Genomic DNA, 11,549 nt, shown 5'->3' with positions numbered 1-11,549 from the left:
GTCAGGCGTCCTCTCCGCCGGCGGCCGCGTACTGCGCGACGAAGGGGTTGGTCGCACGCTCGCGTCCGACCGACGACTGGCCGCCGTGCCCGGGGAGCACCGCGACGTCGTCCGGCAGCTGCATGAACGCCCGCAGGCTCGCGGCCATCTCGTCCATGTCTCCCCCGACCAGGTCCGTACGACCGATGGAGCCGGCGAACAGGAAGTCACCGGTGAACGCCACCTGCGAGATCGGCTCCTCTCCGGTGTAGTCGACGCGGTACACCACCGTCCCCGGTGTGTGTCCCGGGACGTGGTCGACGGTGAAGCGCAGTCCGGCGGCCTCGATCACGGTGCCGTCGGTGGCGTCGCGGACGTCGGCCGGCTCACGGAACTCGGGCACGTCCTGCAGCCCGAACTGGGCGCGCAGCATCGACGCCGACTCGTTCGAGATCGCGGCCATCGGGTCGGCGAGGAGATGCCGGTCGGCAGGGTGGATCCACACGGGCACGTCGTACTCCGCGGCGACGTCGGCCGCCTGCCACATGTGGTCGAAGTGGCCGTGGGTGACCAGCACAGCGACCGGGGTGAGGTTCTGCTCGGTGACGACGTTGCGGATGCCCGTGAGCGAGTCCATGCCGGGATCGACGATCACGCACTCGGCACCGGGTCCGCGCCCCACGAAGTAGCAGTTGGCCGCCAGCGGGCCAGCGGGAAAAGCGGCGATCAGCACACGGGACAGCGTACGCGAGCGGCCGAAGCGGCTGCGAATCGCTCAGGCCTGCGGCCGCCCGACCCCGTACCCGTACGCGACCATCGTCCGGACTTCGACGCCCTCGGCCCGATGTGCTTCTAGACTGTGCCCGACACAACCGACAAGGTGGAGACGTGAGCGAGATTCCCTCGAACCCTGCTGAGGCCTGGGGCCGCATCGACGACCAGGGGACGGTCTACGTCCGCACGCGCGAAGGCGAGCGCGTCGTCGGTCAGTGGCCTGACGGTGACCCGGCTGAGGCCATGGCACTCTTCACCCGCCGCTACGACGGTCTGGCGGTCGAGGTCGAGCTCCTCGAGAAGCGCATCGCCTCCGACAGCCTCTCCCCCGACGACGCCCGCCGAGCGGTGACGCAGGTCCGCGACGCCGTCGAGAACGCCGCCGCTGTCGGCGACCTCGACGCGCTGATCGACCGGCTCGATGCGCTCGGGCCGATCATCGAGACCCAGCGCGAGCGCCGCAAGGCACAGCGCGCCGAGCGCGCCGCCGAGGCCGCCGTCCGCAAGGAGGAGATCGCTCGTACCGCCGAGCAGATCGCCGCGTCGGACGACTGGCGCAACGGTGCCGACCGGCTGCGCGAGATGCTCGAGCAGTGGAAGTCGCTCCCGCGGCTCGACAAGACGGTCGACGACGAGCTCTGGCACCGCTTCTCCACCGCCCGCACCGCGTACACGCGCCGACGCAAGGCGCACTTCGCCGAGCAGAACGAGAAGCGCGGCCAGGCCCAGAAGGTCAAGGAGAGGCTGGTCGTCGAGGCCGAGGCGCTCGCCGACTCGACCGACTGGGGGCCGACCGCGGGCAGGTTCCGCGACCTGATGGCGCAGTGGAAGGCAGCCGGGCCTGCACCGCGCGGCATCGACGACCGCCTCTGGAAGAAGTTCCGGGGAGCGCAGGACAGGTTCTTCGGTGCCCGTGACGAGGCGAACGCCGCGCTCGACGCCGAGTACGCCGCCAACGCCGAGGTCAAGCTGCAGATCCTCGCGGAGGCCGAGGCGCTGGTCCCGATCAAGGATCTCGACGCCGCGCGCGCGGCGTGGCGCGACATCACCGACCGCTGGGAGGCGGCCGGCAAGGTCCCGCGCAACCAGATCAAGGAGCTCGAGGGGAGGCTGCGCGCCGTCGAGAAGGCGATCTCCGCGGCCGCCGACGACGAGTGGCGACGCTCCAACCCGGAGACCCGCGCCCGGGTCGACGACACGGTGAGCAAGCTCGAGAAGGCGGTCGCCGACCTCGAGGCGCAGGTCGCCGCGGCCCGCGACGTCGGCAACGACCGCAAGGTCAAGGAGCTGCAGGAGTCGTTGGAGGCGCGACAGGCCTGGCTCGACCAGGCCCGCAAGTCCGCCCAAGACCTCACCTGACCGCTCGCGAGAGACCCCGGGCCCCCTCGCGAGAGGTTTGGGCCCCCGGGCCTGTGGACAACATCAGCGCGCGACCCGTCGATGTCGCTTCCATGGACGCATGGCCGAGCTCATCAACGACGGACGCCCTTTCCTCCGCCGCGACGCCCACGACGTAGGTCTGACGCCTCGAGAGCTGGCTCGCGCGCTCGACGAGAAGCGAGTGCGCGAGGTCCTCACGTATGTGTACGCCGACGTCAACGTCGCCGACACGCGTGCCTTCCGCCTGGAAGCAGCACAGCTCGTCGCACCACGCGAGGCGGTCGTGTGCGACAGCCTCGCCGCATGGCTGTTCCACGTCGACACCTTCAAGCCGAGCGAACGACACCGCCTCTCGCCCACCTTCGTCGTCCCGCACGGCACCACCCGATCCGAGATCGAGGGAGTCGACTGCCGACAGGCGATCCTCCCGCCCGGCGACGTCATGGAGGTCGACGGCATCGCCGTCACGACTCCTCTGCGTACGACCACCGACCTGCTCCGCAAGCTGTGGCGTCCGTACGCTCTGGCAGCCGCCGACGGGATGGCGCATGCCGGCCTCGTCGAGGTTCCCGAGGTCGTCGAGGCAGTCGGCAGGCTCAAGGGCTTTCCCGGGATCGTCCAGGCACGGTCGCTGGCGCACCTGATCGAACCCTTGGCACAGTCGGCGGGCGAGAGCTGGCAGCGGCTTCGGCTCCTCGACGCGGGCTTCCCACGCCCGACGGCGCAGCACCCCGTACGGATGCCTGATGGGTCGTTCCGCTACCTCGACCTCGCGTACCCCCACCTGCTGGTCGCGTCGGAGTACGACGGGCGAGAGTTCCACACGATGGCGGCCGATGCCGAGCACGACGAGCTGCGTCGCGCACTCCTCTCCCGGCTGTGGGGATGGAGGTGGGCGAACGGCGACCGCGAGACCATCTTCGGTACCGATCCCGCGTTCGAGCTGCGCATAGGCGAGCTCATCGGGATCGAGCCCGAGCCGCGCTTCTGGTGATCGCTCGCGAGGGTCCCGGAAGTCTCTCGCGAGGGTGCGGGAGGTCTCTCGCGAGGGTCCCGGAAGTCTCTCGCGAGCGTTACTGGTTGACGCGGTAGACGTCGAAGACGCCCTCGACGGTCCGGACGGCCTTGAGCACATGGCCGAGGTGCGCCGGGTCGCCCATCTCGAAGGTGAAGGTCGACTTCGCGACGCGGTCGCGGCCGGTCGACAGCGACGCCGACAGGATGTTGACGTGCTGGTCCGAGAGGACGCGCGTGAGATCCGACAGCAGCCGCGCCCGGTCGAGCGCCTCCACCTGGATCGCGACCAGGAACATGCTCGACGAGCTCGGCGCCCACTCGACGTCGACGAGGCGCTCCTCCTCCTTGAGGAGGCTCGCAGCGTTGGTGCACGAGCGCCGGTGCACCGAGACGCCCTGCGCCCGCGTGACGAATCCGATGATCTCGTCGCCGGGCACCGGGGTGCAGCAGCGCGCCAGCTTGATCGCCACGGACCCGTCCATGCCCTTCACGAGGACGCCGGCGTCGCCGCGGCGGACCCGGCGGCGGCGCGACGTCTCGTCCGGCACGACGACGGCCTCAGCGAGGTCTTCGCTCGCACCCTCCTCGCCGCCCATGAGGGCGAGCACGCGCTCGACGACGTTCTGCGGGCTGACCCGCCCCTCGCCGACGGCCGCGTACAGCGAGGACACGTCGGCGAGGTGGAGGTCCTTCGCGACCGTCGCCAGCGTCTCGTGCTTGAGGAGGCGCTGCAGCGGCAGCCCCTCCTTGCGCATCTGGCGGGTGAGCGCGTCCTTGCCGCGCTCGATCGCCTCGTCGCGCCGCTCCTTGGTGAACCACTGCTTGATCTTGTTGCGGGCGCGCGGGCTCTTGACGAAGTCGAGCCAGTCGCGGCTCGGCCCGGCGCCGGGCGCCTTCGAGGTGAAGACCTCGACCGAGTCGCCGTTCTCGAGCTTGGACTCCAGCGACACGAGGCGGCCGTTGACCCGCGCGCCGATCGTCGTGTGCCCGACCTCGGTGTGGACCGCGTACGCGAAGTCGATCGGCGTCGACCCGGCCGGGAGCCCGATGACGTCGCCGCGCGGCGTGTAGACGTACACCTGGTCGGACAGGTCGAACCGCAGGCTCTCGAGGAAGTCCTGCGACTCCTCGTTCTCCTGCTGCCACTCCAGGAGCTGGCGGATCCAGGCGAGGTCGTCCGTGCCGGAGGCACCCAACGACGCTCCACCCTTGGCGGCACCCTTCCCGCCGTCCTTGCCGCCGTCCTCCTTGTACTTCCAGTGGGCGGCGACGCCGTACTCGGCGCGACGGTGCATCTGCTGCGTGCGGATCTGCAGCTCTACCGCCTTGCCTTGCGGGCCCACGACCGTCGTGTGAAGCGACTGGTACATGTTGAACTTCGGCATGGCGATGTAGTCCTTGAACCGCCCGGGCACAGGGTTCCAGCGGGCGTGGACGACACCGAGGACGCCGTAGCACTCCGACACCGTCTCGACGAGCACACGGATGCCGACCAGGTCGTAGATGTCGGCGAAGTCGCGGCCGCGGACGATCATCTTCTGGTAGATCGAGTAGTAGTGCTTGGGCCGGCCGGTCACCTTGGCCTTGATCTTGGCGTTCTTGAGGTCGTCGGTGACCTGGGTGATCACCTGGGACATGAAGTCCTCGCGCGACGGCGCACGATCGGCGACCAGGCGCACGATCTCGTCGTAGACCTTCGGGTGGAGCGTCGCGAACGACAGGTCCTCGAGCTCCCACTTGATGGTGTTCATGCCGAGGCGGTGCGCCAGCGGCGCATAGATCTCGATCGTCTCGCGGGCCTTGCGCTGCTGCTTGTCCTGGCGCAGGTAGCGCAGCGTGCGCATGTTGTGGAGCCGGTCGGCCAGCTTGATGATGAGGACCCGGATGTCACGGCTCATCGCGACGATCATCTTGCGGATCGTCTCGGCCTCGGCGTTCTCGCCGTAGCGGACCTTGTCGAGCTTGGTGACGCCGTCGACCAGGCGTGCGACCTCGGCGCCGAAGTCCTTGGTGAGCTGCTCGAGCGTGTAGGGCGTGTCCTCGACGGTGTCGTGGAGGAGGGCGGCGACGATCGTGGGCGGCGTCATGCCGAGCTCGGCGAGGATGGTCGCGACCGCCAACGGGTGCGTGATGTACGGGTCGCCGCTCTTGCGCTTCTGGCCGCGGTGCATCTTGGCCGCGATCTTGTACGCGCGGACGATGACCGCGGTGTCAGCCTTCGGGTGGTTGGTGCGGACGATCCGCAAGAGCGGGTCCAGCACCACGGGGCCGTCGGACGACGACCGCCCGCTCCCGAGCCTGGCCAGGCGCGATCGCACCCTCGCCGGAGTCGGGACGGACTCCTTGCGAGGCTCTGACTCGGTCCGCGCACGCTCGGCCACAGGCACCTCCGCCTCCATCGTAGGCCGCCATCCTAGGGGGCGACCGCCAGGATCGGGGAGCGGTCCCGCAGGAGCGGTGGACTAGCCGACCAGCATCGAGAAGACGGTCGCCCCGCCGGCGAGGACCATGGCGATGACGACGACGATCGCGACCAGCTTCGTGCTCTCAGGGCTCACGCGATGCATGGTACCGGGAGGCCCGAGACGGACCGGTCAGGACGGTCAGTACGTACGCAGGGCGCCGAAGCGGTCGGCGGCCATCCGGGCGCGGCCACCGAGTGCGCCGATCTCGAGGACGACCACGTTGGCGACCGGGTTCGCGCCCGTACGGGCGATCAGCTCGTCGACGGCTGCCATCGTCCCGCCCGTGGCGAGGACGTCGTCGACGACGAGGACCCGGTCGCCTGGCGCGAGGCCGTCCTGGTGGATCTCGACCGTCGCGGCGCCGTACTCGAGGTCGTACTCGACGCCGTGAGTGGCCGAGGGGAGCTTGCCCGCCTTGCGTGCGGGGACGAAACCCGCCCCGAGGGCGACGGCGACGGGGGTCCCGAAGATGAACCCACGCGCCTCGATGCCGACGACCTTGTCGATCGGGCCGCCGGCGATCTCATGGCCGAGGCCGGCCAGGCCCTCGACCGTGAGCCGAAGCCCGTCCGGATCCGCCAGCAGCGGAGTCACGTCGCGGAACACGACGCCCGGCTCGGGCCAGTCCGCGATGTCACGGACCAGGGTGTCGAGCGCCTCAGTGAGGCTCGAAGGCATCAGGCGGTGCCGTTCTCGTCGTCGCGGGGGCGCTCGATGCTCTCCTCGACGGCGGGCGTGGAGGAGTCGTCGATGATCTTGGCGACGACGTTGCGGTGGACCTCGATCTCGACGCCGGGTGCGATCGACAGCGTCATCGAGTCGTCACCGAGCCCCACGACGGTGCCGAAGATGCCGCTCGTGATCATCACGCGCGAGCCGACCTGCACCTTCTGCTGCATGTCGAGGAACTCGCGGCGCCGCTTGCTCTGCGGACGCATGATGAAGAAGTAGAAGACGAGGACGAGCAGGATGATCGGCAGCAGGGCTGCAACGTCGTTCACGGTGGCTCCAGGCGTGGTGGATGGGGGCTACGTCGTGCGAGGCGAGTCTAGCGGGCAGTCCTCAGTCCAGCGGCAGCGTGGGATCTGACGACGGGCTCGGCGCCTTGAGCCCGAGGTGCTCCCACGCCGCAGGGGTCGCGACGCGGCCACGCGGCGTACGAGCCAAGAATCCCTGGCGCACGAGGAAGGGCTCGGCGACCTCCTCGACCGTCTCGCGCTCCTCCCCCACGGCGACGGCGAGCGTCGAGACACCGACCGGTCCCCCGGCGAAGCTGCGGCAGAGCGCGTCGAGGACGGCCCGGTCGAGCCGGTCGAGGCCGATGCGGTCCACCTCGTACAGGTCGAGCGCCCGGTGGGCGATCTCGAGGTCGACCACGCCGCTCCCCCGGACCTCGGCGTAGTCACGGACGCGGCGCAGGAGCCGGTTCGCGATCCGTGGGGTGCCGCGGGAGCGTGACGCGATCTCGAGCCCGCCGTTGGGCGTGGTCTGCACCCCGAGGAGCGCCGCGGACCGCTCGACGATGCGGTGGAGCTCGTGCGCCTCGTAGTACTCCAGCTGGGCGGTGAACCCGAACCGGTCGCGCAACGGCCCCGGCAGCAGGCCGGCACGGGTGGTCGCGCCCACGAGCGTGAACTGCGGGATCTGGAGCGGGATGGCCGTGGCCCCCGGCCCCTTACCGATCACGACGTCGACGCGGAAGTCCTCCATCGCCATGTAGAGCAGCTCCTCGGCGGGCCGCGACATGCGGTGGATCTCGTCGACGAACAGGACGTCGCCCTCGTTGATGCCGGAGAGGATCGCAGCGAGGTCGCCCGCGTGCTGGATCGCGGGCCCGCTGGTCAGGCGCAGCGACGTCCCGAGCTCGGCGGCGATGATCATCGCGAGGGTCGTCTTGCCGAGGCCGGGCGGCCCCGACAGCAGGACGTGGTCGGGCGTACGGCCGCGTCCGCGGGCCGCGGTCAGCACGAGCGAGAGCTGCTCGCGGACGCGCTCCTGCCCGATCAGCTCGTCGAGGGTACGAGGGCGCAGCGCCGCCTCGTACGCCTGCTCGTCGGACACGGCGTCGGGGCGTACGAGACGTGACTCGAGCTCGGCCTCCTCGGCGGCCGCCAGGTGACGTGTGTCGAGATCGTGGTCGTCCATGGACCCGTGCTCCTCCCTCATGCCTTCGAGAGCGTACGGAGGGCCGCGCGCAGCAGCGCCGACACGTCGACGGCGCCGGCGCTCTCGAGCTGTTCGGCGGCGACCGGGACGACGGCGACGACGGCGTTCTCGGCCTCGCGGGCGCTCCATCCCAGGCCGACGAGCGCGGCATGCACCTGGGGCCGCCAGTCGGACTCGGCCGGACTCGCGCTCGAGGCAGACGCCGGAGCGGCCACGGTACGGACGGCGCCGATGCGGTCCTTCAGCTCGAGGACGATCCGCTGCGCGCCCTTCGTGCCGATCCCGGGGACCTTGGTCAGAGACTTGAGGTCTTCCTCGGCGACGGCGCGACGCAGCCCCTCCGGGCCGAGGACGGCGATGATCGCCTGGGCGACCTTCGGGCCGACGCCGCTGGCGGTCTGGGCGAGCTCGAAGGTGTCGCGCTCGTCGTCATCGCTGAACCCGTACAGCGTCATCGAGTCCTCGCGGACGACCAGGCTCGTGGCGACCTGCGCCTGCTCCCCGTGCCGGAGACCGGCGAGCGTGCCCGGCGTGCACTGGACGAGCATGCCGACGCCGCCGACGTCGAGGACAGCGGAGTCCAGCGCGGTGGAGGCGACGGTGCCACGGACGAAGGCGATCATCGGGCCTTCCTTCTGTCGGGGGACGGGACGCTGCCGGGGATCCGCGAGCGGATCGGCTCTGCGGCGGTGCGCTGAGGTGCCTGGGACTTGCGGGCCGCGGCCAGCGCGGCGTCGAGCCGGTTGACCGAGGTGCCGCGCCAGACGTGGCAGATCGCGAGCGCGAGGGCGTCGGCGGCGTCGGCGGGCCTCGGCGCGATCTCGAGGCCGAGCAGCCGCGTGACCATTGCGGTCACCTGGGCCTTGTCGGCGCGGCCGTTGCCGGTCACGGCGGCCTTGACCTCGCTCGGCGTGTGGAGCGCCACCGGCAGGCCCCGGCGGGCGGCGGCGACCATGGCGATGCCGCTGGCCTGGGCGGTGCCCATGACGGTGGAGACGTTGTTCTGGCTGAAGACCCGCTCGACGGCGACGACGTCCGGCTGATAGGCCTCGATCGCGGCAGAGAGACCCCGCTCGATGGCGAGGAGGCGGTGCGCCACGTCGTCGTCGGCCGGGGTGCGGATCACGTCGACCGCGACCGCCCGCAGCGTACGGCCCACGCGGCCCTCGACGACACCGACGCCACAGCGGGTCAGGCCGGGGTCGACGCCGAGCACTCTCATCGCCGCTGTCACGGGCGACCCCGCAGGGCAGACTCCAGCGAACACATGTTCGACACCCTAACGGTGACCGGAGCGGCTCCGGCGGCGACGCGCCGAGACGTGGAACGGCCCCTCCGCACACGTGCGGAGGGGCCGAGCCGGTGTGGGCGGACGACTACTTCTTGAAGGCGTCCTTGACCTTCTCGCCGGCCTGCTTCAGATCCGACTTCGACTGGTCGGTCTTGCCCTCGGCCTCCTGCGACTCATCGCCGCGAGCCTTGCCGGTGGCCTCCTTGGCCTTGCCCTTGAGGTCTTCGCCCGTGTTGCTGAGCTTGTCGTCGAGACCCATCGCAGTCATCTCCTCGAGATTCGGGTTCGTCTTGACCCCACGGGTACCCGCCGCCGGGCGTTCTACACCGAGCGCGACGCAGATCACGCGCTGCCGCCGCCGCCACCGGGCAGGTCTCCGCTGTTCGCCTGCCCCGGGACGCCCCACCCGCCCGTCGTCGCGGGGCCGGGAGCAGGCTTGTACGGCGCGTGCGACGGATCGTCCGCGGTGCTCGCCGTCGACGGCAGCGCGTACACCGCCGTGGCGATCTCCTTGATCCGACGAGGCACCTCCCGACGGGCCGGGGCACGCTCCACGTGCACGACCGCACCGTTCCGCGACACCACGATCGGCCGCCACCCCAGCTCCGACCCCGCCGCCGCCGGCGCAGCGACACCACCGCCGAGCTCCGGCATCCACGGCACCGGCTCACCGCGATCCACACGAAGACGCCGACGAGCGATCCGCCAGAACGTGCCCCCAGGCCGCAGGATGTCCATGGCCGATCCTGGCACAGACGACCGCCACCGAGAACGGAGTTGCACCTGAGGGTGTCAGGGCGGGCCGAAGCCGTTGAACGTGTGCCCGGGCGCCTCCGGCCGGGGCCGGTACGGCGCGTGCGGCGGGTCGTCGGCGGTGCTGGCCGCCCACGGCAGGCCGTACAGCGCCGTGGCGATCTCCTGGATCCGCCGGGGCGTGTCACGACGACCCGGAGCGGGCTCCACGTGCATCACGACCCCGTCGCACGTCACGACGATCGGGCGCCAGCCCAGCTCCGACGGCGACGGCGGCCCGGCGGCACCACCGGCGAACTCCGGCATCCACGGCAACGGCTCGCCGGGGTCCGCGCGCTGCCGTCGGCGGGCGATCCGCCAGAACGTGCCTCCTGCGCGCAGGATGTCCATCGACTCATCGTGACACCGCGACGAGGAACCGGGAAGAGCTCAACCGAGCTGGTACGGATCTCCCGTCGTGTCGACGAGCCGCGTGGGCGGCCGGCGACGGAGCTCCTCAGCGACGGCACGGATCCGGGCGCGCGAGGCCCGCCAGCCCTTCACCCGCTCCGTGCCGACCACCGTGCCGTTGCGCCGCACCACGACGGTCCAGCCGACGAACAGCGCCCGGGCGAGCACCACGGCGGGCAGAACCACCAGCACGAGCGCCAGCTCGAGACCGAGCACCAGGAGGACGATCGTCCCCACCACCACGACCGGGACGACCAGGATCAACCAGAGCACCAGCAGGATCGGGTCGTCCGGGGCGTACGACGAGCCGCCGCCGGTCGGGAGGTAGTCGAGCAGGCCATTCGAGCGGACGCGCCACGGCAGCCAACGCCGGCGGACGGTCCAGCGGACGCCGTCGGCGTCGCGGAGCTTCATCCGGGGGTCTCCGTACGCAGCCGGGTCAGCCGACCTGCGCCATGACCTCGTCGGACGCGTCGAAGTTGGCGAAGACGTTCTGGACGTCGTCGCAGTCCTCGAGGGCGTCGATGAGACGCAGCACCTTGCCGGCGACGTCCGCGTCGACCTCGACGGTCATCGACGGCACGAACGAGGACTCTGCCGAGTCGTAGTCGATCCCGCCGTCCTGCAGCGCCGTACGGACGGCGACCACGTCGCCGGCCTCGCTGATGACCTCGAACGAGCCGTCGAGGTCGTTGACGTCCTCCGCACCGGCATCGAGGACCACCTCGAGGACGTCGTCCTCGGTGAGCGTCTTGCCCTCCTGCTCGGCGGGGACGATGACGACGCCCTTGCGGGAGAACATGTACGACACCGACCCCGGGTCGGCCATGTTGCCGCCGTTGCGGGTCATCGCCGTGCGGACCTCCATGGCCGCGCGGTTCTTGTTGTCCGTGAGGCACTCGATGAGCAGCGCGACGCCGCCGGGGGCGTAGCCCTCGTACATGATCGTCGTGTAGTCGACGCCCGCTCCGTCGAGCCCGCCGCCGCGCTTGACGGCACGGTCGATGTTGTCGTTGGGGACCGACGACTTCTTGGCCTTCTGGATGGCGTCGTAGAGCGTCGGGTTGCCGGCGGGGTCGGGGCCGCCGGTGCGCGCGGCGACCTCGATGTTCTTGATCAGCTTGGCGAACATCTTGCCGCGCTTGGCGTCGATGACAGCCTTCTTGTGCTTGGTGGTCGCCCACTTGGAGTGGCCTGACACGGCATCCACCTGCTCTCGGGTCTACGACTGCGAATCGGCCGCGGAGACGACCGCCCTCGATCCTATCGTTGCC

14 protein-coding genes are annotated in these 11,549 nt (G+C 70.6%); 2 read left to right on the top strand and 12 right to left on the bottom strand.

The annotated features are described in order from the left end of the window. Position 1: 1 nt before the first annotated feature. Positions 2–712, bottom strand: coding sequence for an MBL fold metallo-hydrolase (locus NYZ95_RS19310; RefSeq protein WP_262852973.1), 711 nt, complete (start codon positions 710–712; stop codon positions 2–4). A gap of 155 nt (positions 713–867) precedes the next feature. Here NYZ95_RS19310 and NYZ95_RS19305 point away from each other — a divergent pair, with 155 nt between their 5' ends. Beyond that, positions 868–2,112 (top strand): DUF349 domain-containing protein, encoded by a 1,245-nt coding sequence (locus NYZ95_RS19305; protein WP_262852972.1) that lies wholly within the window; start codon positions 868–870, stop codon positions 2,110–2,112. 100 nt (positions 2,113–2,212) lie between these two features. After that, complete coding sequence (locus NYZ95_RS19300) at positions 2,213–3,127, top strand: type IV toxin-antitoxin system AbiEi family antitoxin (protein ID WP_262852971.1); 915 nt, start codon at positions 2,213–2,215, stop codon at positions 3,125–3,127. A 79-nt stretch (positions 3,128–3,206) separates the two neighbouring features. Here NYZ95_RS19300 and NYZ95_RS19295 read toward each other — a convergent pair whose 3' ends face one another. The 11 genes from NYZ95_RS19295 to NYZ95_RS19245 form a co-directional block, all read right to left on the bottom strand. Beyond that, positions 3,207–5,549, bottom strand: a complete 2,343-nt coding sequence (locus tag NYZ95_RS19295; protein ID WP_279307996.1) for a RelA/SpoT family protein — start codon at positions 5,547–5,549, stop codon at positions 3,207–3,209. A 204-nt stretch (positions 5,550–5,753) separates the two neighbouring features. Beyond that, a complete protein-coding gene (locus NYZ95_RS19290; RefSeq protein ID WP_262852969.1) occupies positions 5,754–6,293 on the bottom strand; it encodes an adenine phosphoribosyltransferase in 540 nt (179 codons plus the stop codon). Next, positions 6,293–6,616 carry a preprotein translocase subunit YajC gene (gene yajC, locus NYZ95_RS19285; protein ID WP_262852968.1) on the bottom strand — a complete coding sequence of 108 codons (324 nt, stop codon included), beginning with the start codon at positions 6,614–6,616 and terminating at the stop codon, positions 6,293–6,295. Before yajC ends, NYZ95_RS19290 begins: the two co-directional genes overlap by 1 nt. 61 nt (positions 6,617–6,677) lie before the next feature. Continuing rightward, complete coding sequence (ruvB, locus tag NYZ95_RS19280; RefSeq protein WP_262852967.1) at positions 6,678–7,781, bottom strand: Holliday junction branch migration DNA helicase RuvB; 1,104 nt, start codon at positions 7,779–7,781, stop codon at positions 6,678–6,680. After that, positions 7,778–8,404, bottom strand: a complete 627-nt coding sequence (gene ruvA, locus NYZ95_RS19275; RefSeq protein WP_262852966.1) for a Holliday junction branch migration protein RuvA — start codon at positions 8,402–8,404, stop codon at positions 7,778–7,780. The genes ruvB and ruvA overlap by 4 nt, the downstream gene beginning before the upstream one ends. Continuing rightward, a complete protein-coding gene (gene ruvC, locus NYZ95_RS19270; protein WP_262852965.1) occupies positions 8,401–9,003 on the bottom strand; it encodes a crossover junction endodeoxyribonuclease RuvC in 603 nt (200 codons plus the stop codon). Before ruvC ends, ruvA begins: the two co-directional genes overlap by 4 nt. 154 nt (positions 9,004–9,157) lie before the next feature. Then, entirely contained in the window at positions 9,158–9,340 is a 183-nt protein-coding gene (locus tag NYZ95_RS19265) for a CsbD family protein (RefSeq protein WP_308212267.1), read from the bottom strand. Between the two features lie 74 nt (positions 9,341–9,414). After that, the gene (locus tag NYZ95_RS19260) at positions 9,415–9,810 is read right to left on the bottom strand and encodes a hypothetical protein (RefSeq protein WP_262852964.1); all 396 of its coding nucleotides are present in this window, start codon (positions 9,808–9,810) and stop codon (positions 9,415–9,417) included. Between the two features lie 54 nt (positions 9,811–9,864). Further along, positions 9,865–10,215: a hypothetical protein gene (locus NYZ95_RS19255; RefSeq protein ID WP_262852963.1), complete on the bottom strand. Its 351-nt coding sequence runs from the start codon at positions 10,213–10,215 to the stop codon at positions 9,865–9,867. Between the two features lie 39 nt (positions 10,216–10,254). Continuing rightward, positions 10,255–10,689: a hypothetical protein gene (locus tag NYZ95_RS19250; RefSeq protein ID WP_262852962.1), complete on the bottom strand. Its 435-nt coding sequence runs from the start codon at positions 10,687–10,689 to the stop codon at positions 10,255–10,257. 25 nt (positions 10,690–10,714) lie between these two features. Continuing rightward, positions 10,715–11,476, bottom strand: coding sequence for a YebC/PmpR family DNA-binding transcriptional regulator (locus NYZ95_RS19245; RefSeq protein WP_262852961.1), 762 nt, complete (start codon positions 11,474–11,476; stop codon positions 10,715–10,717). Positions 11,477–11,549: the final 73 nt, after the last annotated feature.

Origin of the sequence: Mumia quercus (assembly GCF_025506335.1) — a bacterium.
Taxonomy (GTDB): Bacteria; Actinomycetota; Actinomycetes; order Propionibacteriales; family Nocardioidaceae; genus Mumia; species Mumia quercus.
This window is presented reverse-complemented; position numbering and strand designations above follow the sequence as displayed.

Bases quoted from the DNA above. Each gene is read 5' to 3' on its own strand.
- NYZ95_RS19290 (WP_262852969.1), bottom strand. From the start codon at position 6,293: ATGCCTTCGAGCCTCACTGAGGCGCTCGACACCCTGGTCCGTGACATC.
- ruvC (WP_262852965.1), bottom strand. From the start codon at position 9,003: ATGAGAGTGCTCGGCGTCGACCCCGGCCTGACCCGCTGTGGCGTCGGT.
- NYZ95_RS19255 (WP_262852963.1), bottom strand. From the start codon at position 10,215: ATGGACATCCTGCGCGCAGGAGGCACGTTCTGGCGGATCGCCCGCCGA.
- ruvA (WP_262852966.1), bottom strand. From the start codon at position 8,404: ATGATCGCCTTCGTCCGTGGCACCGTCGCCTCCACCGCGCTGGACTCC.
- NYZ95_RS19260 (WP_262852964.1), bottom strand. From the start codon at position 9,810: ATGGACATCCTGCGGCCTGGGGGCACGTTCTGGCGGATCGCTCGTCGG.
- NYZ95_RS19265 (WP_308212267.1), bottom strand. From the start codon at position 9,340: ATGACTGCGATGGGTCTCGACGACAAGCTCAGCAACACGGGCGAAGAC.
- NYZ95_RS19295 (WP_279307996.1), bottom strand. From the start codon at position 5,549: ATGGAGGCGGAGGTGCCTGTGGCCGAGCGTGCGCGGACCGAGTCAGAG.
- ruvB (WP_262852967.1), bottom strand. From the start codon at position 7,781: ATGAGGGAGGAGCACGGGTCCATGGACGACCACGATCTCGACACACGT.
- NYZ95_RS19250 (WP_262852962.1), bottom strand. From the start codon at position 10,689: ATGAAGCTCCGCGACGCCGACGGCGTCCGCTGGACCGTCCGCCGGCGT.
- NYZ95_RS19300 (WP_262852971.1), top strand. From the start codon at position 2,213: ATGGCCGAGCTCATCAACGACGGACGCCCTTTCCTCCGCCGCGACGCC.